General features: G+C 37.1%; 23 protein-coding genes and 2 pseudogenes. 5 read left to right on the top strand and 20 right to left on the bottom strand.

The annotated features are described in order from the left end of the window. Positions 1–13 precede the first annotated feature (13 nt). From MUB24_RS14700 to tnpA (MUB24_RS14660), 9 genes and pseudogenes are all read right to left on the bottom strand, one after another. On the bottom strand, positions 14–901 hold the full coding sequence (locus MUB24_RS14700) for a carbohydrate ABC transporter permease (RefSeq protein WP_244705368.1): 888 nt from the start codon (positions 899–901) through the stop codon (positions 14–16). Positions 902–905: 4 nt separating this feature from the next. After that, entirely contained in the window at positions 906–1787 is an 882-nt protein-coding gene (locus MUB24_RS14695) for a carbohydrate ABC transporter permease (RefSeq protein WP_244705367.1), read from the bottom strand. A 94-nt stretch (positions 1788–1881) separates the two neighbouring features. Next, complete coding sequence (locus MUB24_RS14690; RefSeq protein ID WP_244705366.1) at positions 1882–3174, bottom strand: ABC transporter substrate-binding protein; 1293 nt, start codon at positions 3172–3174, stop codon at positions 1882–1884. A gap of 134 nt (positions 3175–3308) precedes the next feature. Then, positions 3309–3548 (bottom strand): hypothetical protein, encoded by a 240-nt coding sequence (locus MUB24_RS14685; protein WP_244705365.1) that lies wholly within the window; start codon positions 3546–3548, stop codon positions 3309–3311. A 413-nt stretch (positions 3549–3961) separates the two neighbouring features. Next, positions 3962–4120 (bottom strand): annotated as a pseudogene (gene tnpA / locus MUB24_RS14680) (IS200/IS605 family transposase); the annotation flags it as partial. Positions 4121–4227: 107 nt separating this feature from the next. After that, complete coding sequence (locus tag MUB24_RS14675; protein WP_244705364.1) at positions 4228–5253, bottom strand: tyrosine-type recombinase/integrase; 1026 nt, start codon at positions 5251–5253, stop codon at positions 4228–4230. Beyond that, the gene (locus tag MUB24_RS14670) at positions 5246–6226 is read right to left on the bottom strand and encodes a tyrosine-type recombinase/integrase (protein WP_244705363.1); all 981 of its coding nucleotides are present in this window, start codon (positions 6224–6226) and stop codon (positions 5246–5248) included. Before MUB24_RS14670 ends, MUB24_RS14675 begins: the two co-directional genes overlap by 8 nt. Beyond that, entirely contained in the window at positions 6223–7443 is a 1221-nt protein-coding gene (locus MUB24_RS14665) for a site-specific integrase (RefSeq protein WP_244705362.1), read from the bottom strand. Before MUB24_RS14665 ends, MUB24_RS14670 begins: the two co-directional genes overlap by 4 nt. 144 nt (positions 7444–7587) lie before the next feature. Continuing rightward, a pseudogene (gene tnpA / locus MUB24_RS14660) lies at positions 7588–7884 on the bottom strand (IS200/IS605 family transposase); the annotation flags it as partial. Positions 7885–7941: 57 nt separating this feature from the next. Between tnpA (MUB24_RS14660) and MUB24_RS23295 the strand changes: the two are divergent. Continuing rightward, positions 7942–8163 (top strand): phospholipase D-like domain-containing protein, encoded by a 222-nt coding sequence (locus MUB24_RS23295; protein ID WP_280516999.1) that lies wholly within the window; start codon positions 7942–7944, stop codon positions 8161–8163. 211 nt (positions 8164–8374) lie between these two features. Here the strand turns inward: MUB24_RS23295 and MUB24_RS14650 are convergent, their stop codons facing one another. From MUB24_RS14650 to MUB24_RS14635, 4 genes are read right to left on the bottom strand one after another with little or no spacing between them, the layout of a single operon-like run. Next, positions 8375–9286, bottom strand: a complete 912-nt coding sequence (locus tag MUB24_RS14650; RefSeq protein WP_244705358.1) for an ABC transporter ATP-binding protein — start codon at positions 9284–9286, stop codon at positions 8375–8377. Between the two features lie 3 nt (positions 9287–9289). After that, complete coding sequence (locus tag MUB24_RS14645; RefSeq protein WP_244705356.1) at positions 9290–9985, bottom strand: ABC transporter permease; 696 nt, start codon at positions 9983–9985, stop codon at positions 9290–9292. Between the two features lie 21 nt (positions 9986–10006). Continuing rightward, the gene (locus MUB24_RS14640; RefSeq protein WP_244705354.1) at positions 10007–10294 is read right to left on the bottom strand and encodes a hypothetical protein; all 288 of its coding nucleotides are present in this window, start codon (positions 10292–10294) and stop codon (positions 10007–10009) included. Then, positions 10294–10593 carry a DUF2089 family protein gene (locus MUB24_RS14635; protein ID WP_244705352.1) on the bottom strand — a complete coding sequence of 100 codons (300 nt, stop codon included), beginning with the start codon at positions 10591–10593 and terminating at the stop codon, positions 10294–10296. The genes MUB24_RS14640 and MUB24_RS14635 overlap by 1 nt, the downstream gene beginning before the upstream one ends. Positions 10594–11036: 443 nt before the next feature. Between MUB24_RS14635 and MUB24_RS14630 the strand changes: the two genes are divergently transcribed. Both MUB24_RS14630 and MUB24_RS14625 read left to right on the top strand, forming a co-directional pair. After that, entirely contained in the window at positions 11037–11624 is a 588-nt protein-coding gene (locus tag MUB24_RS14630; protein ID WP_244705350.1) for a hypothetical protein, read from the top strand. A gap of 401 nt (positions 11625–12025) precedes the next feature. Beyond that, complete coding sequence (locus tag MUB24_RS14625) at positions 12026–12742, top strand: ferredoxin reductase domain-containing protein (RefSeq protein ID WP_244705348.1); 717 nt, start codon at positions 12026–12028, stop codon at positions 12740–12742. 676 nt (positions 12743–13418) lie between these two features. On the opposite strand, the gene MUB24_RS14620 is transcribed toward MUB24_RS14625, so the two are convergent. The 4 genes from MUB24_RS14620 to MUB24_RS14605 all read right to left on the bottom strand — a co-directional run bounded on the left by MUB24_RS14620 (position 13419) and on the right by MUB24_RS14605 (position 17368). After that, positions 13419–14249, bottom strand: coding sequence for a carbohydrate ABC transporter permease (locus tag MUB24_RS14620; RefSeq protein ID WP_244705346.1), 831 nt, complete (start codon positions 14247–14249; stop codon positions 13419–13421). Next, positions 14249–15232, bottom strand: a complete 984-nt coding sequence (locus tag MUB24_RS14615) for a carbohydrate ABC transporter permease (RefSeq protein WP_244705345.1) — start codon at positions 15230–15232, stop codon at positions 14249–14251. Before MUB24_RS14615 ends, MUB24_RS14620 begins: the two co-directional genes overlap by 1 nt. 340 nt (positions 15233–15572) lie before the next feature. Further along, positions 15573–16991, bottom strand: coding sequence for an ABC transporter substrate-binding protein (locus MUB24_RS14610; protein WP_244705343.1), 1419 nt, complete (start codon positions 16989–16991; stop codon positions 15573–15575). A 116-nt stretch (positions 16992–17107) separates the two neighbouring features. Beyond that, positions 17108–17368: a hypothetical protein gene (locus tag MUB24_RS14605; protein WP_244705341.1), complete on the bottom strand. Its 261-nt coding sequence runs from the start codon at positions 17366–17368 to the stop codon at positions 17108–17110. A gap of 119 nt (positions 17369–17487) precedes the next feature. Here MUB24_RS14605 and MUB24_RS14600 point away from each other — a divergent pair, with 119 nt between their 5' ends. Next, positions 17488–20688 (top strand): discoidin domain-containing protein, encoded by a 3201-nt coding sequence (locus MUB24_RS14600; RefSeq protein WP_244705339.1) that lies wholly within the window; start codon positions 17488–17490, stop codon positions 20686–20688. Between the two features lie 134 nt (positions 20689–20822). Here MUB24_RS14600 and MUB24_RS14595 read toward each other — a convergent pair whose 3' ends face one another. Next, positions 20823–21665, bottom strand: coding sequence for an AraC family transcriptional regulator (locus MUB24_RS14595; protein WP_244705337.1), 843 nt, complete (start codon positions 21663–21665; stop codon positions 20823–20825). Positions 21666–22077: 412 nt separating this feature from the next. On the opposite strand from MUB24_RS14595, the gene MUB24_RS14590 reads away from it, so the two are divergent. Further along, a complete protein-coding gene (locus tag MUB24_RS14590) occupies positions 22078–23415 on the top strand; it encodes an ABC transporter substrate-binding protein (RefSeq protein WP_244705335.1) in 1338 nt (445 codons plus the stop codon). A gap of 346 nt (positions 23416–23761) precedes the next feature. Here MUB24_RS14590 and MUB24_RS14585 read toward each other — a convergent pair whose 3' ends face one another. Together MUB24_RS14585 and MUB24_RS14580 are read right to left on the bottom strand one after the other, a co-directional pair. Further along, the gene (locus MUB24_RS14585) at positions 23762–23899 is read right to left on the bottom strand and encodes a hypothetical protein (RefSeq protein ID WP_244705333.1); all 138 of its coding nucleotides are present in this window, start codon (positions 23897–23899) and stop codon (positions 23762–23764) included. Further along, positions 23883–24377: a Gfo/Idh/MocA family protein gene (locus tag MUB24_RS14580; protein WP_244705331.1), complete on the bottom strand. Its 495-nt coding sequence runs from the start codon at positions 24375–24377 to the stop codon at positions 23883–23885. Before MUB24_RS14580 ends, MUB24_RS14585 begins: the two co-directional genes overlap by 17 nt. Positions 24378–24451 lie beyond the last annotated feature (74 nt).

Genomic DNA, 24451 nt, shown 5'->3' with positions numbered 1-24451 from the left:
TATCATTGATTAATTATCCTTTAACAGCTCCAGCAGACATTCCTTCTAACATATATTTACTTGCTAAGAAGTAAAAAATAAATGTTGGTAAAACAGTTACTGTGATAGCTGCAAAGGTTGCACCCCAATCTGTTAATCCCATAAAGCCGACGAAGTCATTCAATCCTAAAGTAATAGTCTTCATATCTGTTGTGCGTGTAAATGTATTGGCACAAATAAAATCATTCCAACAAAAAACTCCTTGCATCGTAGCTACAGTCAAAATCGCGTTTTTGCTCATTGGTACGACGATTTTCGTAAAAATGCCTAATGAGCTACAGCCGTCAATAATCGCCGCTTCTATCACATCGTCTGGTAAAAACTTACAGAAGGAATAGAAAAGCGAGATTGAAAAAGACAACGAAAATGCTACTTGCGGCATAATAACTGCAAAATAGGTATTTAATACATTCGTTTCTGAGAAAATCGTAAACAGCGGAATCAATGCTACTTGAAATGGCAACATCAGCCCTAACATGAAGAAGCTAAATAGTTTTTTATTTCCTTTAAACTTGATTTTTGATAATGCAAATGCTGCCATCAAGCTGGTCGACAATAATATTATCAGTGACCCGATTAAAATGATCATACTATTTTTAAAGTAGTTAACCATAGGACTGGTGAAAAAAACAGTTATATAGTTTTCTAGATTTAGCGACGACGGTAAAGCATATGTAGCTAAATTACGAAAATCCTCAGGCGTTTTAAGACTGGAAGTCATGACGTAAAAGATGGGATATATTTGTATGACCAGAATGACTATAGCGAGCATGGGTTTTAATACAGTCCCTAACTTTTCTTTCCGCTGAAAGATATTTTTTTTCTTCATCACTACAGCAGAATCTTTTTCAATTTCATACATTTCCTTATTCCTCCTTTCCTTCTGTAATACGCCTAAACCCAAATCCAATGGCCAAACAAATAATAACGATCGCTATTGCAATTGCACTACCGTATCCATACTCCAAACTACTAAATGCCTGTTTATACATATATGTAGACATTAGTTCAGAAGCATTACCCGGCCCCCCTTGAGTTAACAAGAAAGAAATGTCAAATGATCGCAGAGAACCAGTAACGACTAAAATACAATTGGCCACTATAACACCTTTAATATAAGGAATTCTGACATATAGATACTCTTGGAATAAATTAGCACCATCAATAATCGCCGCTTCACTCAGTTCTTTGGGCACAGCAATCAGCGCCGCGTAAGAAATGACCATATATAAGCCAACATATTTATATCCTTCAACAAATGCTGCAACATATAAGGAAATATCCGCATTAGAAATCCATTCCATTTCAAGAAATGAACTCGAGAAAATACTCAAAACTGAATTTACTACACCGGCGGGGGTTACTGAAAACAATTTAATAAAAATCTGGCAAAAAGCAACGGATGAAATAACAACCGGAACATAATACATTGTTTGTAAGAATGAACGAAATTTGGTGATTCGAGTTAGAAAAATGGCCAATAAAAGTCCGCCGAAAACTTGAATAATTACGTTTATTATCATATAAACGATTGTATTTTTAACGGTCAGCCAAAAAACCGGATCTTCTGTCAACAATGTAATATAGTTTTTGAAACCTACAAAGTTCATTTCACCAACACCGCGCCAATCAAAAAAGCTATAGTATCCAGCCCAAATGATGGAGACGACCACAAAGGCAAAATAGATGATTGTTGCAGGTAGAAGAAAACCCAGGATTGTTCTTTTTTTACCTAAAGTTCCTTGCACATTTCTTCCTCCTTTTAACATTAACGAGAAGAAAAATAGCTGTTAAAAGTTGCTATCACAATAATAGGTATTTTATCTTCTTGACTCTTATTTCTCACTTTTGAATGAAGGAGTCCGCTTTCTTTTCAAATTCTTCGGGAGTGATTGTTCCTTGCGCTAATTTTTGTTGTTCAGTTACTAAGTCTGTCAAAACTGCGGAATCCAGTTTGTCATCCCAAGAAACCCAACCTTCAGTAGCGGATTCAATCATTGGTTTAATTTCGTAGAACATCGGATGCAAGTCTTTTGGCATTTCTCCTTTAAATGGTGAGAAAACTGAAGCCGTATTGAAAGCTTCATCAGTATAATTTTCACACATGTATTCAAAGAATTCCTGCATCGTTTTATCATAAGTTTTAGCGTTAAATGCGGTTCCGAATCCGCCATGGATAGGAGTATTGGTAGGAATGTTTTCCTCACCTTCTACGGCTGGAACTGGAAATAAACCTAATTTCCCTTCATCATACATGTCCAGTGCTCGGTACATAGTACCAGAGCCTGTATACATCATGGCACCAGTCCCACCATAAAATACGTCATGTGCGGCATTATAGTCTGTACTCATAAATCCAGGTTGGAAGTAGCCTTTTGTACCTAATGTGTGCAACAACTCAACACCATATTGTGCAGCCTTGTTCTCTTGAAAACTTTCTTCCCCATTAATATAGCCCGTAATAAATTTGTCGTAGGTCACACGCCAAGGAGCAAAGGATAAGTACCTCATCAATACCCAGTTATCTTTTCCTGCAACAATCAATGGTATTTCTCCTTTCTCTTTCAACGTTTCACTAATTTTTAAGAATTCCTCCCAAGTGGTGGGGGGCGTCAAATTATATTTCTCAAAAATATCTTTTCGGTAAACAAAGTACTCGGTATAAAGCGCCTCGGGAAACAGGTACATTTCCCCATCTTTGGCATCAGCAAAAAAATCAATCAATGCCTCGTTCATCTGATCATACATATCAATTCTCTTTAATTCTTCCCCGATATTAACCATTGCATCAATCTGCTGTGCAGCATCAGATAATGCACCGTTTGCAGCACCATAAATATCTGGTAAAGTGTCCGAATTAATATAAAGTTGCAGTTTAGTTAAGTAGTCTGCATCACTACTTATCAATTCAAATTCTGGTTCTTTTAATCCTTTTTCTTTACTAAACTCTGTTAACATTTTTTTGAGAATCTTATACTTGTTACCTGTTTCGCTAGACCTTAACAAGACGGTAATTTTATCTCGCTCTTGATCACCATCTGTTTTTGTATTTCCTCCAGCACCACAGGCTCCTAATGAGCCCAAAATTATGATAGCGCCCGCAAAACTAAGAAATAATTTTTTCCACTTTTTCATTTTGAATCCCTCCTTTACTTGATAAATAGAATTTATCAATATATAGAAGCGGTTTCAATATAAGAAAAATAAACTAATGGTAGTATATTAACCATTGAGCCTAAGTGGAATGCGAGTCAAAACATCAACCTTACTCAATCTATAACACAGTATTTAATTTTGATATTGGGATTTTTCTCTTCAAATGCTTTGATAACTTGCTTCATACTTTCTTCATTTTGCGTTGAGACATACACTAACTCAACAGCAGGTCCCTCCTCACTACCTTTAGTCTCTTTGGAAGAGGAATTATCACCGCTTGATTCTGAAGAACAACCGATAATTAATGCACTAATTATGAATAGAAGTACTAAGTTAAAAAATATCTTTTTCACATAAAACCCTCCCTCGTAAATTGAAATTAATGTCCCTCAAACCTTGTGTTAGCGGTTACATATTTAACAAAAAAATAAAAAGTTACTTCAAAAACTTAAGTAATAAATGAACATAATATATACCTTTACTTTTCTCAATTAAGCTTCTGAATCTTTTGCTCCAACTTTGAAATTTAATATTAGATTTTAGTAATTACCTAGATGGGAAATTTGATATATCTATGTTCAAGTAATTAATAGTAAAATCTTCTTCAAGTTTTTCAGCATTGATTCTCGTTAGCAAAGGGGGAATGTAGTTTTGTGCTATAAATCCATTTCAATGCATAATTGGAATAAAAAACCACTCACAAATAACAAGTTGATCTGTACGTCCATTCCCTCAATAACTTCAGAAAACAGCCTATTATAAATCACTTTTTTTTTATATACTTTTTAATCACCTCTTCATTTCTTCCTACTGTATCCACATAATATCCTCTTGCCCAAAAGTGCCTATTCCCTTTCTTCTTGTATTCCGGATGCCTATCGAATATCATTAACGCGCTTTTACCTTTTAAATAATTATGGAAAGATTTCCATAATTATTTTTATAGAAAGAAAGATTTTATGGAAAGAAACCGTTATTGAACCTAGAAAACTTCATATCAACTCTCTAATTTCTTTCCATAAATAAGTATCGTCAACCCAGTGATTTTAGCCAGCTTAGAATGTTTGAATCTTTCTTCCAGCCCGGCATTTCTTCGGAAGGCTTTGGTGTTATATCATCAGTCATTTTTGACAATGCTTTCCGTTTCATCTCGGTATCTGCCCTGACATAATACCTTTCTGTTGTGGACAGATCCGAATGTCCAAGAAATTCCTTAATGTAATAGATGTTGATCCCTGCATTTAACATGTGCATTCCTTTACTGTGCCGGAGGATATGTGGAGTCAACGGAAAGGAAAGTCCATTAGATCCGAATGCCTGCAGGCGGTATTTATTCATTACATGTGTAACTCCCGGTCTGGTAAACCTGTTTCCCGTATGGCTTACGAAAAGCGGATGCCCTGAGGACTGTTCGCCTGATAGTGAACTCATGGACATATACTGTTCCAGAAGTTGTAATGTCTCTTTCATGATAGGCACCTGACGTGTAATCCTGCCCTTTCCTGTAATTGTAAGCGTAGCAGGTTGATTGATCCTTAAATCCCCCACACTCAAATCGATAAATTCTTGAATACGTGCTGCAGAGTCACAAAGGAGGCTTAACATGGCCGCATCCCTGATTCCCTTGAGTGTGGAAGTATCAGGCTGTGCAAGCAGGAGCCTTGTTTCGCTCTCCGTAAGATAATGTATAATTGTCTGTGGTACCTTTTTATAACTTACGCCAAGGATCTGCTGGCAAACATAAAGCATTTCGGGTCTTACAAACATGACATATCGCGCAAAGGAATGAATTGCTGCTAACCTCTGGTTCCTAGTGGATATGGAACATTTCCTTTCAGTTTCAAGCCAAAGAAGAAAATCCTGTATGCAACTGCTGTCAAGATAACTGAGTTCCATCTTCTCAGGCGGTACTGCTTTTATCTGTTGCATAAATGTCAGCAGTAACATAAAGGTATTCCGGTATGACAGAATGGTGTTGCTGCTTAAGTTTTTTTGTACCGGCAGGTAATCCGCAAGGAATTTTGAGACTAGCATGGCAAATTCTTCTGACTTATTCATTGGTATCACCTGCCTTCGGAATAATGTCACTGCAGTGTCCCTCAAGCCTTGAAAGGATGTCCGGATAAAGCTCGGCTGTTAGATGGAGGTACGTCTGTGTTCCCTGTAATGTTTTATGTCCCAGATATGCAGACAAAATGGGCAGGAATTCCTTTAAATCCCGTCCCCTTGCCATTGCCCGCTGAAGACAATGGATTGAAAAAGTATGGCGTAGGTCATGGAGATGTGGACCTTTCTTCCTACCACCATAGGAAATGCCGCATTTCCAGAGCAGGTTCCTGAAGTTTGTCGCCACGGCAGCCCTACTGTACTGCTTTCCGTAGTCGGACTGAAAAAAATATGAATCACCTGTATTCCCCGTATGCAGCTGTTGGCTATAAACACGATACCTCTGCTGCAGATCTGACGACAGCGGAACCAGGCGATCGCGGTAATCCTTCGTATTCTTCAGAGCCAGGATGCCGTTTTCAAAATCTATGTCATCAATGGTAAGATCCAATGCTTCTGATATCCTAAGCCCGCAACAGTAAAGCGTGCGGAACAGCATAGGAAGCACAATGTGACGTGTCGGGAAATTGCGGTTTGGGCTGATTTTCTCAGCAACTTCGAGTAGGGCGGTTATTTCATCCCTTGTAAATATATACGGTGTATATAAATGCTCTTCCTTCGGAAATAGCTCTGTTGGATAAACGTAGGCCTCATGGCCGTTGCGCTGTAGGTAAAAAGCGAACTGCCTTAATAGTCCTATTATGTTCAGTGTCGTCTTGGCACTTCGGTTTGCATCTGGAGTAAGGTAGCTGTCTACAAGACTCTTATCCAGTACGGCAGGGCGACTGGTTTCAAGGCAGTATAGATCAAAATGTCGCAATCTGTTGCATTCACTTTCATATTTATATCCAAGGGAATTCTTTTCTTCAATGAACGACTGCAGTAATGGAGCAAAGTTGCTTAAAAAACAGGTTTTACCATTCATCGTGGTAGCACCTCCAAATCCAGGGTGCATGAACGGAGTTGCTCAACACCGACCCTAAGGTATTCGGCAGTCGTATTGGAATCCCTATGACCCAGAATCCCGGAAATTATAGGAAGCGGTGTTCCCTGTTTTAGGAGCTTTGATGCCAATGTATGCCTCATGCTATGCATGCCGTGCGATTTATCCGCCGTTATCGTTACACCTGAACAGTTTATATATTTGTTAAGCACCTGATGAAGATGGTTGTCACGTGACAGCGGGTTATACGGTGCCCTTAATGCAAGAAACACATATGGATGATCAGATACGGGACGGCTGTTCCTTAAATAATCGACAAGTGCCATCCCAACATCTTCCAACAAAGGAAGTGCGACAGGCTCTTTTGTCTTAGCCTGCACCACCGTGATGGTTTCCTTATCCCAGTCAATGTCATGGAACTTTAGACCCTTGATGTCACTCCCGCGCAATCCAAGTCGTGTGGCTAGGAGTATCATGGCATAATCCCGCTTTCCTACCGGATTCCCGGTATCGATGCTCTGCAAGATTAACTGTACGTCATCCACACTCCACACGGATGGCAGGCGCTCCCTACTTTTTAGCTTATTTGATGCGGGAACAAACAGGGCAAGGTTATTTTCATGCAGCCCGTTCTTATAAAGATAACGGAAGAACTTCCTTAGGGAGCCAAGTTCATAAGAGACTTTGCCCCTTCGTCCGGTAATTTCTAAGATGAAGGATGTTATATGAGCTGTACTGGTATTCTGCACAGACTTTATGCCATCATCCCTGAGGAACTGCAGGAAACGAGTTATTACCCTTTCATGTGTATGGATAGTTGAAACGGCATAGCCAGATTCCTTTAGCATGGCCGTGAATCCGGCAAGGATAGAGTCGAATGGCGTCTGCGTATTCAGTGGAGTGGCCAGCGGGAAACGGATGTAGATTTTCCCAAATTCCGCATAATAGGCCAGTACGTTCATTGCTCTGATAGCGCTACGCTGGTATCTTGTCGACGTATTCGTATCAGCAGAAATTTCATAGCATTCCGACAGGAATTCATCCATGTCATGCCGATTAAGATATTTCTGAGCAGTATACTTCAGATACCTGTTCCATACCTCATGATAATGTAGCATGCTACTTTTGGAATAACCTAATTTTTCCATTTCCGCTGCTGTATCTTCTATTATCTGTAGAAGACTTTGGTTTTCTTTCATTTTAGTTTGCCTCCTCTATTTTTTATACAATAATAGCAAAGTAATAAAATAGAGAACATGCAAACCAGAAGATTTATAGAAAGAAATCATGTGAAAAATATGGAGTTTTCAATGATCTAGAGTATCACTTTCTATAAATCAAAACTTACTATAAAAATAACCCATAAATGTTGAAACACTAAGCTTTGGGGGTATTTCGACACATAAATGGACATGATCAATAGATACACTTCCCTCTACAATTTCGATTCCTTTATACTCACAAAGCTTTCTGACTATTTCACGAACATCTTTTCTGAGCTTTCCATACATTGTTCTCCGTCTATATTTAGGAATAAACACAATATGATACATGCAATTCCACTTTGTATGTGATAAACTTGATTTATCCAATATGGATGTCCTCCTCTGCCCGACATTGGCTTGCGAAACCTTTGTCATTATAGCAGAGGAGGACTTTTTTATCATACGTAAAGGTACTTCCGTTTCTGTTCTCCCATGCATAGCGTGGGGCTTAATCTGGAGTTAAAAGGAAATTATTTATCAAACAGGCTTCATGATAAGTTCTGTATAATTGACTTTGAATTCGTCATGAATGGTTCCTATAATTGGAGTAAAAATGCAAGAGCCAATGATGAAACTTTAGCTACGGCACTTGAACGAGATTTTGTAAGAAAGTTTGCAGATGAATTTATGAGGATTTATACAGAAAATAAATGAGCATAATTTTACAATCCCATATTCGGCACCTGAAAGGTAGACCATTGCTATTTATTCAGGTGCCAGCCTTTAGTATTAACTTTCTTACTTTTTATGTTTCAAGCGACTTAGTAATCTCGATGGCACACGCGCATATCCAATTACACCAAAATCCTTCTTTCGAGTTTTGAAACAAACATCACGCCTATTTGCGGAAAACTTCCTATAAACTTTAAGCATTCATAAATACATCCTCCAACGACCGGTGCTCTACCTTAATTTCATATAAATGAACACCGGACTCGATTAACTCCTTTGATATTGTTGGAATATCTTCTTCTGAAGTGACTTGTAACATTGAGAAACCCTTTTTTATTTCATCAAAGATCACATCAATTTTTAATCTTGCAGATAGCTCTTGAATATCCTTTTTAGCTAATACCGGCTTTGTTCGAACAGCAATACAAATTCCATCATCCACTTTTTCCTTTAATTGTTGAGGTGTACCTAACTTCTTAATAAGACCATCGCTTAAAATACCGACCCTATCACTTATTCTTTCTATTTCATCTAAATTATGTGAGGTAAGTAGAATAGTTTTCCCTTTCTTTTGTAAACCTGCTACAAGGTTACGAATTTTAATTGCAGATTCAGGATCAAGTCCTGAAGTAGGCTCGTCCAGAATAATCAATTCAGGATTCCCCAACAAAGCTTGGGCTATACATATTTTCTTCTTCATACCAAAGGAATAAGACTTAATCTTTTTCTTTCCCATTCCTTCTAACCCAACATCCTTCATTAAAGATTTATACTCCTCCTTACTTCGATTATCACCGACTAATCCACCCATGTATTGTAGAAATTGAATTCCTTTCATGTTTTCATATAAATTGGATACGTCAGGCATAACACCTATTTTGCTTTTGACTTTATTAAGATATTTATCGGAAACCCCCAATAAGTTAAAGTTTCCAGAACTTTTATTAATGATACCCGTAATTGTATGGATGAAAGTCGACTTGCCAGCTCCATTATGACCGATAAACCCAAAGACCTCGCCTTTGCGAACAGCCAGATTAACACCTTTTAATACTTCCGTTTCTCCATACTGTTTCATTAAATGATTAACTTCAATTATATTCATATTCTATAAATCCTTTCTTTTCATTATAAGGACAGAGATTAAAAAGTAAATAACACCAATAGCCAATGGGATGAGCATCAGAACAATTGAGCCTTCCATATATCTATAAGGCAACAAATATTTGAACGGGACCAGATACCATTTGTCCGATAGCATTGAGACCAATCCTATAATTGGCAAAGCTAAACCAAGTATGACACCCAAGAACATTGTCAATTTCGGCTTCGTGACTAGTGTGGAAATTAGTAATACAGAGTTAATAATATAAAATAGAAACACTAAGGTTTGAAAATAGTCTTTTGGAAACCACGAACCTGCAATGACAGTTAATACAACAAACGATATAGAGACCGTTACAACCCAAAATAACATTGTTCCTAAAAGCTTACCTGTCATGATATTTCCCCTCGACACCTTTGTAACAAGTAAACGTATCGTTTTTAACTCAACTTCTTTATTAATTAAATCGTGAGATGTTGCAAACACAAATAGAAAGCCAAATATTGACACAATCAATGCTATCGAAGCTGTATAAATTGAACTTTCTTCTCCGTCCTCCATTAAATTACTAACAATACCAGGATTGCTATCAAAGAATGTAGCTGATTGATAAGAAACAAAAGTAATAAACAGTATAATCAAGATAGATCGTACACTTTTAAATGAATCTATAAATTCCCGTTTTAATACATGGAACATTTTTCCGCCTCTTTCTATTAGTTACTTCAAATCCCGGGATTTCATTTTATCCAATTCTTGTTTTCTTCGTTTTTGAAGAGCTTTTCGTCCTTCATGCCAACCTCCAATAAGGAATGCAAGACCGACTAACAAGATTAATACATACTTTAAAAAGCTTTGGTTTTCTGTAAAAAATACCCATGTACGCCAAACAACAAAAATTACTGGGATAACTCCTCCCCAATAAACGTTATTTCTAGTTGAAAAAAAGTGTTGTATGCCAAGAAACCCAGCAATAATAAGTACATCATAAACACCGTAGCCAAACATTATTTCTCATTCCTTTCCTGTTTATATCTTTCAATAATTAACTTTGCTTCTTCCAAATTAATACGATCATCAATCGTTAGTCTTTTGATAAATTGGATGAACTCCTCATTGTCAGCAGTGTCGGCTAACTTTATTTTTTCAATTAACCTATCCAATTTAATTCTCACTGTTGGATAAGAAACTTCATAAATTTTTGCAACTTGTTTTAAAGAGCCTGAGTTCATTACAAATTTCTTAACAAACTCTACATCGTCTTCTTCTAGAGACAAAACCCAGTTTGGAACATCCTTTATATCCATGTTTTCACCCATCTTCTGTACAATTTATAATTACAATTTAACATGCTGTTAAATAAAATTCAACTAAAGTTTAATTTTATTTATGATTTTACGAATTAGATGTTTAATTATATGCAAAAAGCCTCATTTTTTATAAACTGAGGCTTTTATCCATTTAAATATTATGTTTTCAACTTGCTCTGATTAATTCATATTTAAAACTCAAACGGGAAGTACAACAAACACGTCCGAATGTGGAACTATCTCAGATTAGCTCGTAACTCAATTGAGTCAAACTTTATTATAAATATTGCATTCTAGCCAAGACTGAGTTTTCCCTACTAACTTTTAGAACCTTATGCCTTTTCTTTTAATGTTATATTTGATTGACTTTTTGAGAGAAATCGTCCAAACCATACAACAAGAATATACGTTCGTCATTAAGGGCTTTGGAGGTAAACTATATGGAATTTGGAAACTATAGATTTGTGTGGAAGGCGATAAAATACTATAGGAAACAAGGCGGGGAAATTGTAAATACACCTTCATTCATTATTGGACTAGAGGACAAGACAACAAAAGAGGTACTTCCCCATCCCGTAAGCCATTTTTTATTTAAGAATTACCATAGAAACTCAGGATCTGTAAACACTGAGCTTACTGTAGCACAAATTATAGTTCCTTTTCTAAACTTTGTATTAGACAAAGTGAGTATAGGATCAACTGAATATACTGAAGTTCAAGGTTTGGCAGGTCTGCGAAAGATTCACGCAAATGCATATTTACAATATTGTGTAGATGAGAAATCAAATAAAAATAAGACTTTAGAAATGAAAGAGAATTTTTTATCTAAGTTTTATAAGTATTTATGGGATGAAAAAGTACTAAAGCATAAACCCAGATTCAAATTAGTTTCGATAAGAACAAGGAGAGAAGTCAGAATAGTATATAAAATTGATTTTACCTATAAAAAAACAGATGAGACTCTTTTGTGTGAAAGGATAAAAAGAAAAGATATAGTACCACAAAATCATGAATCTAAATACATATAGCATAGGTACACCGGAAAGTTTGATGCTAATCTACATTACAAGAAAAATACAGATAATGATTATTTTAGTTGGAAGATGGGGTTTCCTGAAAAGCGAAAGGGTAAAAGTGAAAATGAACATGTAGCGAGGAAGGCGAAGATGTTGGTTATTTGCTTTTCCTCTTTTTCCAAATTTTTGTTACGATAAAGCGCCTTCTTAGAAATGCTGACTTGTCGCTCATTACCAAGCTATTGCATTTAACCTACTAGGAATAATTCAGATTCAAGCTCTTTTTCTACATTATTAGCAAATTCAGGTCAAAAAAATTATCTAAAATAATCAATCCATTTAATTGAGAATTGTTATCACTTATTGTATATTAGATAGTAACGACACATATCATTGAGTAAGGAGAAGATATAATGCAAATATACTGGACTAAAATAAATAAGATTATTGAAGAAACGCCTGAGGTTAAAACGTACCTGCTCGACTGTCCGGAAGACTATACATGGGAAGAAGGTGCCCACATCCACTTGGCATTGGAAGGTTTTAATGCTGGAGATAAACCAAACCGCAGCCTGATTCGGCATATGTCAATCTCCACTTTACCGCATGAAAATTCAATCGGTATCACAACACGCATCAGAGAGCAGTGCTCTGAGTTTAAAGCGATTTTAAGAAATCTTGAAGTCGGCAATGAAGTGGCGATCTTTAAAACTCATTCGAATGTACCGCTTAAAAGAGAAAACAAAAATGTTTACCTGCTGTCATCAGGTGTTGGCTTGGCAACTTTCAGACCGCTTGTCCTTGATTATTTCGAACGTGCTGACAACGTCAATCAAATTCATTCCCTGAACATCGATTCATCAAAAGATTTTCTATTCACGAATATTTTTAAATCCGCACCTGACAAGAAATTCACATCACAGTTCGTCGATAACCGTAAAGACTACTATGAAGAAGTGAAAAATCTTGCTGCAGACAAGGATGGACTCTTCTATGTTGTCGGCAGCGACGAATTCCTCGTTCAAAACATTGAAGTACTGCGTGAACAGGGCATCAAGCCGGAACAAATTAGGCTCGACAAGCATGAACGACAACTGCCTGAATTTTTATCCTTTGAGTTGTCAAATTGAGTGAGACCAAATATTTTCCTGGTAAATACTAAATAGATGTTCCATTAACGGGTAGCTTTTGAAGGTGCTATAATAAACCTCACAAGGTGCAAAACCTTGTTCTGCCCAAGGCCCTTGTTAGTATCTGCAGGGGCCAGAATTTTTTTATTCGGTTGTCGCTGCCGAACCTTTCCTCCAAGTTTTGGGATATGCCTTTGTTATGTTCGTTTTTAGTTGGTTTTCAAAATCTTCAAGAAAAGTGAGGTAGCCAGGATTAAGGAAAAGTCAGGAAATTGTTACAATTTCTGAAAATATAGCAATTTCATTGCACCTTTTAGCAGATAAAAACAGCCTAGGAATCAGCATTCATGCGAGTTCTTAAGCTGTTTGGATTCATTTGCACTGCAAAGAATTAGAATATCAATAATCGCCTACAGATAACTTCATTCCCTTGAAATTTCTATATGAGTGACAACTCATTTAATTTTTGAACTTTATGCTATCACATTAGAATAGCAAATCTATTATCCCTGCTCCTGTTTAAATGTATTTACAAGTCGGTTCTCTTCTCCATTGTAAACCGTTATATAAGAAGGAAATATCTGTGTATTAAATGGTGAAATACGGCAAAATATTATGAGTCACCTGATATGAGAAAGAAAGCAATTAGTCGTTTTCAAAGTAATCACTTCCTGCATCAGGATTTTACCGCTCCTGCAACCCCTTCAATAAAGTATCTTTGCAGCACAATAAAAACCAGCATAACTGGAACTAAGGATATCGTTGCACCAGCTGTCATACCTGCAAAGTCATTACTATATGTACCTACAAATGACTGCATGCCTACGGCTAATGTTCTTAATTCAGGCCTATTAATGGTTAACACAAGAGGGACCAAGAAAGAACTCCATGTCCAAATAAATTGCATAATGGCTGTCGTTGCAATCATGGGTGCACTCAGAGGAAGCATAATTTTAGTAAACGTCCCTGCAAAACTTGCTCCATCCATTTCTGCTGCTTCTTCTAATTCTTTTGGTATTGAAGCAAAGAAAGATGTAAACATCAGAATAAATAAAACGTGGGCTCCTGATGCCTCTGCTACAATTACACCTAATAAACTATCGGATAGGCCGAGTTGATTAATCAACTTAAATAAGGGGATAATCGTGTAACCTTTTGGAATGAACATAATAGCTGCTACTCCCATCACAACAAGTTTCCTCCCTGGAAAGTTCACTCGCCCCAAAGCATAACCGGTTAATGCACATAGAATGACCACGATCAAAACAGTGGAAACAGTTAAAATGACCGTATTAAGAAAATAACCTGAAAAGTTTGCATTATTCCAAGCTCTTGAATAGTTTTCCCATTGGAAAACCTCTGGTAGTAATGTTGTCCCTGATACAAGTAATTCCCTATTCGTTTTAAATGATGAGAAAACCATCCATATAAAAGGATAGATCCAGATCAAACCGACCACAGCTAGAAAAAAGTGAATGACAATACGTGCTGATTTACTACTGATCATTATTTCGCCGCCTTCTTTTCCGCTCTCGTTTTCCTAAACTTCCTTATTTCCGCTGAAAAACCAGCCCCGCCGAAAATAATACTAATGAGAAAGGTAAAAATCCCTAATAAAACACCTGCTGCAGAAGCATACCCCATCATGGGAGTACCGCCACCTTCTCCATCCGCAAATGCATAATTATAAATATAGAGATCAAGTGTCTCTGTAGCACGGTAAGGACCGCCATCTGTCAACGTTTTTACAAGATCAAAGACATGCATCCCACTTACCAAAGATAGTAAAACAATAACGGCTAACATCGGTTTAATTAATGGAAGCGTAACATGCTTTAACGTTTTCCAAAAACCTGCACCATCCAATTGAGCAGATTCATATAATTCTGTTGGTATGGCTTGTAAGCCTGCTAACCAATAAATCATATTAATTCCTATACTTTTCCATGACCCCACTAAAATTAAAACCAACATAGCCAGTGTTCCTGTGGATAACCAGGGAATGGCTTTCTTGTCCGAAATGATCGTTTGGAAAACTTGATTGACCAAGCCATCGATCCCAAATATATTCCCCATGATAATCCCTATAATGGCTGTTGTGGTAACAACTGGTAAGAAATAAATCGTCCGATAAAAAGCTTTTCCGCGCAATCGAGCATCATTCAGAATAATGGCCAAAACTAAAGAGAAACCCACGCTAAAAACTGTTGTGCCAATCACATAATAAAAAGTATTGAGGAAAGCATTCCAAAATCGTCCTTGTGTCAATAATCGTATATAATTGTCAAGACCGACAAAATTAGTCAATGGACCAAAACCAGTCCAATTAAAAAATGAATACACGTAACTCATAATAATGGGATAAACCGATAAGGTTAAAAACACAATGGCCTGTGGTAATAAAAAAATATACGCCCACATAAATCGCCGTTTTTCTCGTTGGCTATATTTGGGTTTAGCTGATAGCACTTTCAAACTACTCTTTGACATACTTTTTCACTCCTTTTATAGAGGATGTTCAAAAAATTCGGTGGAAATGACATTGCGAATGTATTCGTTGGCTTGCTTGTCCACTCTTGGAAAAGAAAACCACTTTTTCCCGTGTAAGTTACAAATTGGGAGAAGCTTTTCTTGTGCTCAAGGCTCTTAAGCTAAAGCCGCCCACGTCCTGAGGGAAACGCAGAAGTCATTACATCTTGTACAAGTGAGCTGTTCGAAACGCTTTGAACACCTTAGTTCTTTAGATCCTTCTTTTTGAATACGCACATATCGTGTAGTTTTTAATTGAAGTGACACGGGACAGTAAGTACCGTGTCACATTCAATGTTTCTTATTTTAAAGTCTCATAATCTTCCTTCGTGTATGGTGTAAATGGTTCCCAATTAGGAAATTGGTACAATTCTCTTGTAACCTCTGGGGTATCTTCTAAAAGTTTGTCAAATGTCTTATTGGCTTCTGCATTCATCTTGTCCAATTCACTTTTTAGATCCTTTACTTCTCCGGCTAAATAACCAACCGCTATTTCTCCTACGTCACTGAAACTTAATTGAGAAGTATATTCACTTTTAAAATCAATGGTTTTCAAACTTCTTTCTGTTGGATCTGGAACCGTAATCGCTTGATCCGTCATTAACTCAGTAATTTCTTCATATTGCGGAAAAGGAGCTTCTCCTTCCACATCCATTTTTGCCGGTTGTGTACTTCCCGCTTTTAAAATCACATCACTATAAATATGATCTAAAGCATAGTTAAGAAAAACTTTTACTTCCTCCGCGTGCTCTGTATCATTATTTACAATCAGACCATTGGTGCCATTTGCTGAATGATACCAAGGTTTCCCATCCTTCGTAGGCATCTCCACGACACCCCAATTGTCAAAATTACTTGTTTCGATCAAATTAGTACCTGTCCAATTACCCCCAATATAAAAAGCAGCTTTCCCTGCTGCAAAATTTGCTTCTGCTTGAGAAGTATCAATTTCCAGACTGGTTGGGTGCATCACGTTTTCCTTTTGTAATGTTTTTAAATATTCAATTGTCTCTATCTTTCCGATGTTATTAAAATCTGGAGTCCCTTTTTTATAATTAATATTTTCCGGTGTTTCAGGGAAAATAGCCGTAGATTGATAGTTAATGACTCCAGCATTGGCCCAATCATCGTTATACCACATTAATCCATATGTTTGGCCATCAGAATTTTTGTGAATTTCCTTCCCCATCTCCATCAATTCATCCCAAGTCTGAGGAAGTTCATTTTCAGAAATATTATTTTCTTCCAGAACATCTTTATTATAAAACATCATATTTACACCATGATTGGGTGAAAATAACGGAAAGACATACGGTATATTATTGATGGTTGTCCCATTTTCGTACCATGTACCCGGATAATAGTCATCTTTTATGTCCTCTGTGAAAAGTTCACTTAAATCTTTCGCCATATCCATATCTACTAGCTCTCTTAATGTCACTGTCGATGTAGTAAAAATATCTGGTAGACTTTTCTCTGAAATAGCCGTTTGATATTGTGCGGCTGCAGAGCCTACCGGAATATTTTGTAAATCAATTTTTATCTCTGGGTTTTCTTTTTCAAAGTCCTTAGCAAATTGTTCAAAAGTAGGATTTAATTCTGGATATCGGTTCCATACTTTTAAAGTGACAGCATCATCACTTTCGCCACCATTCGAACACGCTCCTGTAACAACAGCAATCAAAATGATAAAACTCAATATTATAGACATTTTTTTCATTAAAACCACTCCTCATAGCTCAATATTTTATTTTTTGATTTTATAGCTCAGATTGTCTCGTATTCTCTCTAAAGATATAGATAAGTTGATTATGACTATTGAATATCACAAAAAGTTCATTCTATTAGGACACTGTGAGATTGATCCGTGATTCGTGATTCCTGTTTCTTAATCATATAATAAATTTTGTCCACTAAATAGGATATTAGGAACATATCAATCGGACATTTTGTATATTTCAAAATAGTAATAAACCGATCACAATCGAATATTTCCTCTTCATTTAATGTATGAATACACAATTGAACAAGATTACTCGTATCAGCAAACCATCTAGAAACGAACCTTCTCTCGATATTTTTCATGCTTTCTAACATCCAAATCGTCCTATGGAATTGTTCATATACTCCTACTAGAGAAAATGCTAGTGTTGTATGATGTTAAACGATTGAATGTTTTTGGCATCCATTTGACAAATGAAGAGGAGTGAGTAATCATGATGGGAAATGGTACCCTGTACGAGAACGAGATAGAGAGAGAAGTATTTAATTTCAATACGGATTGGTTATTTTATAGAGGAGACATCTATAAGGAGATGGTTGATGACACCTGTTGGGAACGAGTCATTTTACCACATACAGTTCGCCTTGAGCCAAAAGAGTGGAAAGATTCACCAAGTTACCAAGGAATCAGTTGGTACCGACGATATTTTACATTGGATCAAACTCTGATCAAAAAAAAAATCTTTATTCGCTTTGAGGGAGTCATGATCAATGCAGAGGTTTGGGTGAACGGTCAACATGTATGTTCACATTACGGAGGGTATTTGCCCTTTACTATTGATGTGACAGAGACCGTCATGCTAGGAAAACAGAATATCATCGAAGTGAAAGTGGATTCAAATGATGATGGAGAGACCCCTCCTGGAAAACCACAAAAAGAACTTGATTTTGTTTATTTTGGCGGTTTATATCGTCATGTTCAACTGATTGTGACTAATCCACTTCATATTACGGATGCCGTTTATGCCAATAAAGTTGCGAGCGGCGGGGTTTTCATCACCTACCCAGAAGTAGACGAACAGAGAGCCAAAATACAAATTCAAACCCACGTTCAAAATGATGAAAAAACGATGAAAGAGATTTATGCTGAGGCAAAAATTTTGGACAAAGAGACGCAGACCATTGTAGCCGAAGGTAAAAGTAATAAGATCTCGTTACGTGCAGAAAGTGATGAAACTTTTGTTCAAACATTAACCATCGATAGGCCAAAATTATGGAGTATGGATCATCCAAACTTGTATATCATGCTTATTCAAGTAAAAGAAGGGAATCAGCTGAGAGATACTTATCAAGAACAAATCGGAATCAGAAACATTACATTTACTGCCAAGAATGGTTTCTATATAAATGGAAAACGCATCCTATTAAATGGTGTCAATTATCATGAAGATTTCCTCTATGTCGGGAATGCTGTATCAAATTCCATGCTTTATCGTGATGTGAAAATGATCAAGGAGGCTGGCTTTAATTTTATTCGAACTGGTCATTATCCACAGAACCAAGCCTTCATAAACGCTTGCGATGAATTAGGAATTGCCGTGATTGTCCCTACTCCTGGGTGGCAATATTATACAGATAAAGGAGATTTCGAAACAAGGTCTTTACAAATGACACGAGAGATGATTCGCTTATATCGGAATCATCCTTCCGTTATCGTCTGGGAACCTGTTTTAAATGAAACATGGTACCCCAAGGAATTCGCCCAAAAGGCTTATCAGGCTGTCCACGAAGAATATCCAACTAATCAAGCCATTGCGGCATCTGATTTCGGTGCTCCCTACGGAAAACATTTTGATGTCGTGTACAAGGAGGCCTATAGTGAAACAAAACCATTGATTACCAGAGAATGGGGAGATGCGAACCACAATTTATTGGATGGAGAGCGTTCCGCACGAAAGTTTGGCGAAAAAAGCCTTATTCAAGCTAGTCTCCACCGTCAAAACTCTCTAAAAGGAAACAAATGGAAGAATGACGAGGAAGAAGATGGATATTGGGACTGGGCAGGATTGAATGCCAATCAGAGAATTTCAGGGTACGCACTATGGAGTTACAATGATTACAACCGAGGCTTGTCCCAAGAAATTGCTCACTCTGGAATCGTTGATCGTGATCGCTATCCAAAGTTTAATTATTATTGGTTTCAAAGCCAGAAATCTCCCAGTGCCAATCATAAGCCCATGATTTTCATTGCTAATTATGGATTGGAATCATCACCAAGAGATCTACATATTTATACGAATACAGATGAAGTCAAGCTGTATAGAAACCAGAAATATATCGGCACAAAAAAACCTCCTAATATTGACCATATTCGTCACCCTATCATCGTTTTCCATGATATCCCTTGGGAGGAGGGGGAACTCCGAGCTGAAGGTTTTATAAATGAGAGGCTAGTTGCCACCCATACCATTAATACACCAGGAAAACCCAATCACTTATCTGTTGAATTTGTGACCAATGGAGTGGAGGAGCTTATTGCAAATGGTTCAGATATGATGATGGCTTATATTTCTATACGGGATCAACATGGGCAGCTCGTTCCCACAGCGAACCATTCCATTTCTTTACATCTATCGGGGCCTGGCCAACTGATTGGTAATGAAGATGGTCGAGTTGAAGCAAACCCCGTGAGGGCAGAAGCTGGAATTGGACCTGCATTCATCCGATCCACTTTAACACCAGGTATTCTAACCCTAACAGCTACAGCACCTGGGTTACAGTCTGGCGAAGCAGAGATCAATAGCATTCCTTATGGTGGAAAATATATATCGGGAGGAGATGATGGTGGTAATCTTCTACTCCTCAATAAAAAGACCGTATCATTTATGTGCTTGACTGTAAGCAGCGAACAGATTGATCATAAAGGATCGAGTATCAATAATGAATATCAAGAAAGCTACTGGCTACCAGATAAAATGGATCCAACACCATGGATCATGATAGATCTAGAAGAAAAGATGAATCTCATTGGGTCGAAAATACTTTGGTCTTCCAACAAAAGTCCAAAGAAATATAAATTAGAAGTTAGTGAAGATCAAAAGGATTGGATCGCAGTAGTCAACCGATCCGAAAATGAAAGAACAGAACAGACACAGCTAGAATATTTTGCATCGAATACCCGATATGTGCGCTTAAGCTTATGTAGTTCATCTGTAGGATGTGAAGGCATCGTGGATTTTCAGCTTTTTGTGGGTAGGGGCTCTACAAAGCATCCCTTGCGACCCAAGCAAAGAGTCAACATCGCAGTGGGAAAAACAGCATTAGCCAGTAGCTTTACACCCGGAAATGAACCTGAGAACGCTGTGAATCAAAACGCTCAGACCCTGTGGCAAGCGGGTACCTATAACCTGCCACAGTGGTTACAAATTAACTTAGACAATGAGGAATCCATTTCTGGGGCAAAAATACTATGGGGGAAAGACAGTACTCATTATGCTTACAAAATTCAAGTATCCAAGGATGAACAAAGATGGGTCGATGTTGTGAGCAAAACTTCAACTGGTTCTTATTACCATCCAATCGATTTTGAAGTCCACTCGATAAAGTATATTCGTATTTATGTTTATGATCTTATGGCTGGTGGGGGCCTCGAGAAAGTTGCCATTAAAAAACTAGAAGTCTATCGTAATGCATAAAAAACTTCAAATAATCCTGGCTATCGTACTCAGAAAGAGATTGCACATAATAATGATTTTTTTATAGCTGGATATAATGAACGCCTTCTGAACTAGTCTCTACAGAAGGCGAATGTATCCAACTTTACAAAGAGCTACCTCCCATCCTTTTCATATGTTGCTCGATATGCCCCAGGGGTTATGCCATATTTTTTCTTAAACAATCGAATAAAATAATTTTCCTCCATCCCTACACGATTGGCTACCTCAGAAATAAGCAAACTTCTTTCCTCTTCAAGTAAAAACTTCGATTTTTCGAATCTAATTTTTTCCAAATATTGATGAGGAGTCATCCCATAAGTCTCCCGAAACAGTCTTGTAAAATGATGATTTGAATATCCGGCCATGTTTGACAAAGAAGCTACCCTAAGTGGTTTATTATAATGTGTTCGAATAAATTCGGCTACCTTCTGAACGTGGCCATTAGGGGAATACGAATCATTTTCAGCACCATAATCAACTTCAGATAATTTCTTTAACTCTAATAGAAGAGAATACAGATACTTTGATGCATGCCATTGAGCATCGTCCTCATTCTCTTTCGCAATAAACCAGAGTTGTTCGATATTTTTCCAAATAACAGAAAATGGATAAATGGCCATCTTTTTTATCTCTTGAAAATTTAATTGTGCGAGCATCGTATCCGCTAGTTTACCGTCAAAACCGACAAAGCCAAGTTCCCATGCCTTCCTAGATAAAGGAAAGTATTCATGACTTGTTCCTGCAGGAATGATAATCACCTCACCTGGTAATAACTCAAATTCGCCAACTCCAAATAGACGAAAAATCCCTTTTCCTTCCGTAGCTAAAAAAATCTGATGATAAGGCAGTCCTACCGGCCTGTTTAGATAGGGTTGATTATTAGATCCTATGGTTACTAAACTAAGAGGAATCACTCGATCTTTAATCGGCATCTGAAGGAAATACAAAGAACTCATATTTTCACATCCTTGTAATATTCAAAATGTGCGATTGATATGTTTCTAATATCCTATTGAGAGGTCAAAATTCATTATATGATTAAACTATATCCCTGAATCGTTGAAGATTTCAAGCATCCCAGAAATAGGAATTCTTTACAAGTCTATCGACAACCTTTTGACATCGTTCATCAATAGGAAAGCGCTTTATTATTTAATAACCTTACCTTCCATTTTGTTTTGCGTCAAGAGAAGAATACTTGAAAACGGGGATATAGTAAAATTTTTATACAAACAATCGTTCACATCCTTAAAAAAGGAGACGGGTATATCCATCTCAAATCACCCCTTCGTAATCTTTATCTTTCGTCTAGATGATCCAAAAAATGAAAGTTGTGCCTTGAGCACAGCGAAAGGAATGATAGTTAAAATGAAAATGACGAATAGTAAATGGATTTTAATCGGTACAGTTTTTTTATTAATTTTATTCTCTATCGCCTGTTCAAAAACATCTGATAATAGTAACACTCACTCATTAGATTCTGACGAAATAAACAATGCAGAGTACAACGGAGAAGATGTTACATTAACAATGATGCTTCCAGTTGATGAAGAAACGTTTGAAACACGTTTTAAAACGCAGGTTGAAAAGCAATTTCCCAATATCGAACTTGAATTAATTGGGGAACCCATTAAATCTGAAGGTTTGCAAGAACTGATTGCCACTGGGGAGATACCTGATCTTATTTGGGCGCCAGGAAATTTCGAAGTGTTACATGAATTAGATTTGCTTGAATCACTCGATCCTTATGTAAGTCGGTTCAATTTTGACTTAGGGATTTTTCAAGAAGGACTCGTAGATCTTGCCCGTTCTCTTGATCCAACCGAGGAAGGGCAACTATATGGAATGCCACTTGAAAACATGCCTAAAGCCATGTTCTTTAATAAAGATATCTTTGATCTTTTTGGCGTACATTATCCAAAAAATGGAATTACTTGGGAGCAAACGCTAGATTTAGCACGAAAATTAACTCAAGAACAGAATGGAGTCCAATATAAAGGTTTAAGCATGGGGATTCATTCATTTGCCTATTCTCAGCTAAGTATCAAAGGAAGTGATCCAGAAACAGGAGAAGTCTTATTTCCAGCTGACCCCGGGATCACAAAATTCTTTGAACTACTCAATAACTATAGAAACATCCCGGAAATGATCAACCCAGATGGCGAATACAATTTCACGAGTGAACAAAATTTGTCCATGACAATTGGGCAAATCCAATGGCTCCCTTTATTTAGCCAAGTAGAAGGATTTAACTTCGATATGGTGACAATGCCAACATGGTCTGACTTACCGAATGTTGGTCCCGCAACCCCACCCATGTTACTAAGTATCAATAAGCATAGTGATAACAAAGCAGCCGCATGGGCGGTTATCGAGTTTTTATCATCAGAAAAAGCACAGATGCATTTATCCAAAATTGGTCATCCGCCAACCATTGCAAATGAGGAAGTTATTGAACAATTTGGTGCCAATATTATCGGAGAAACCGAGAAAACGTATAATCTTTCCCCCATTTTTAATATGAAAAAAGCAAAACTACATCCTTACTCTAAATACGGACCTAACCCCGAATTCAATGAGAATGACTTCATCCACCAAGAAGCAACTGAATTCTTAAAGTCTGATAAAGATAGTCAATCCTTCATTCGTGAAATGGGAGAAAGATATGAAATCATTGTAAAGGAGATTCAAGGACAAGAGGAATAACTACTTGAGAGGAATGTAATGATACACTCCCTCACAACCATTTCCCTAATTTTAAATTGAACAGCCAATAATATTTAGAGGATTTTTCAAAATAGCGTAATATTTTTTCTACTAACTATGGGAGAAAATTTTACGCTTATTTTTTAATTAGTGTGCTTCGAATTTTGCATATCAATATGGGCCCCTCTATTCATATAATCAAACCAAGTTTCACTGTATATTAGCTCAAGTGCAAGATTCCGAAACAAAATTGGATTGGAACCTTGCACCTATTTCCTTACTTATACCCTCCTAACAAGATTTCACTCTCAATAATCATGTCATCTATTTTCACCCATTTCTTATTCTAATGACTGCTTACTATCGCCTCAACTACTAACACGATTTGATGTCCATCTTTAAAGGTTGCAAAACTTGGATTCTTCACTTCTCCTTTTATCGTTCCATAGAAATCAATCGTTAAATTTTCAATCCATCTGGCCAACCTTCTTGTGACCAGCGGGATAATGAGTAAGATTGACAGTATCTTTATTTAATAGACTTGGATCTCTTATCATTTCTAGATTCGCTTCATTTCTTTTACCAATCCATAATTTATTAGGTTCTTCCTGATCCCATGAAAAAGATGAATGTTCAGCAGCAATTTCCAGAAACAAACGGTTTTTCCTTCCGGCAGCTACTTGAGAGACAGTGAAAACTCCTTGTACGCCATCCTCAAAACGAATTAATACACTTCCATAATCTTCGGTATCAATGGGGACATCTTCTGTCTCAAACAATTCTCTTTTTTCAAATGTACTCACTTGATTTTTCGTTTTCTTTCGGACACTGTGTACGGTTTTCAAATCTGCCAGCACTTCTACAATTTTCTTATCCATTATATATTGGACAATATCACACCAATGAGAACCGATATCTGCCGTTGCACGAGATGGCCATTTTTCTCTCGCTCCATCCTCCAACTATAATCCGTGTCATACAAACACCAATCCTGCAGATAACTACCATGAACATGATAAACGTTCTATGACTCTTA

Source organism: Lederbergia sp. NSJ-179, assembly GCF_022867885.1.
Classification (GTDB): Bacteria; Bacillota; Bacilli; order Bacillales; family Bacillaceae_C; genus Lederbergia.
This window is presented reverse-complemented; position numbering and strand designations above follow the sequence as displayed.

Excerpts from the sequence above, each read along its gene's own strand:
- MUB24_RS14615 (WP_244705345.1), bottom strand. The coding sequence starts at position 15,232 with ATGTCAAAGAGTAGTTTGAAAGTGCTATCAGCTAAACCCAAATATAGC.
- MUB24_RS14700 (WP_244705368.1), bottom strand. The coding sequence starts at position 901 with ATGTATGAAATTGAAAAAGATTCTGCTGTAGTGATGAAGAAAAAAAAT.
- MUB24_RS14635 (WP_244705352.1), bottom strand. The coding sequence starts at position 10,593 with ATGGATATAAAGGATGTTCCAAACTGGGTTTTGTCTCTAGAAGAAGAC.
- MUB24_RS14630 (WP_244705350.1), top strand. The coding sequence starts at position 11,037 with ATGGAATTTGGAAACTATAGATTTGTGTGGAAGGCGATAAAATACTAT.
- MUB24_RS14650 (WP_244705358.1), bottom strand. The coding sequence starts at position 9,286 with ATGAATATAATTGAAGTTAATCATTTAATGAAACAGTATGGAGAAACG.
- MUB24_RS14675 (WP_244705364.1), bottom strand. The coding sequence starts at position 5,253 with ATGAATAAGTCAGAAGAATTTGCCATGCTAGTCTCAAAATTCCTTGCG.
- MUB24_RS14600 (WP_244705339.1), top strand. The coding sequence starts at position 17,488 with ATGATGGGAAATGGTACCCTGTACGAGAACGAGATAGAGAGAGAAGTA.
- MUB24_RS14610 (WP_244705343.1), bottom strand. The coding sequence starts at position 16,991 with ATGAAAAAAATGTCTATAATATTGAGTTTTATCATTTTGATTGCTGTT.
- MUB24_RS14640 (WP_244705354.1), bottom strand. The coding sequence starts at position 10,294 with ATGTTTGGCTACGGTGTTTATGATGTACTTATTATTGCTGGGTTTCTT.
- MUB24_RS14590 (WP_244705335.1), top strand. The coding sequence starts at position 22,078 with ATGAAAATGACGAATAGTAAATGGATTTTAATCGGTACAGTTTTTTTA.
- MUB24_RS14670 (WP_244705363.1), bottom strand. The coding sequence starts at position 6,226 with ATGAATGGTAAAACCTGTTTTTTAAGCAACTTTGCTCCATTACTGCAG.
- MUB24_RS14645 (WP_244705356.1), bottom strand. The coding sequence starts at position 9,985 with ATGTTCCATGTATTAAAACGGGAATTTATAGATTCATTTAAAAGTGTA.
- MUB24_RS14665 (WP_244705362.1), bottom strand. The coding sequence starts at position 7,443 with ATGAAAGAAAACCAAAGTCTTCTACAGATAATAGAAGATACAGCAGCG.
- MUB24_RS23295 (WP_280516999.1), top strand. The coding sequence starts at position 7,942 with ATGCATAGCGTGGGGCTTAATCTGGAGTTAAAAGGAAATTATTTATCA.
- MUB24_RS14605 (WP_244705341.1), bottom strand. The coding sequence starts at position 17,368 with ATGTTAGAAAGCATGAAAAATATCGAGAGAAGGTTCGTTTCTAGATGG.
- MUB24_RS14690 (WP_244705366.1), bottom strand. The coding sequence starts at position 3,174 with ATGAAAAAGTGGAAAAAATTATTTCTTAGTTTTGCGGGCGCTATCATA.
- MUB24_RS14595 (WP_244705337.1), bottom strand. The coding sequence starts at position 21,665 with ATGAGTTCTTTGTATTTCCTTCAGATGCCGATTAAAGATCGAGTGATT.
- MUB24_RS14625 (WP_244705348.1), top strand. The coding sequence starts at position 12,026 with ATGCAAATATACTGGACTAAAATAAATAAGATTATTGAAGAAACGCCT.
- MUB24_RS14620 (WP_244705346.1), bottom strand. The coding sequence starts at position 14,249 with ATGATCAGTAGTAAATCAGCACGTATTGTCATTCACTTTTTTCTAGCT.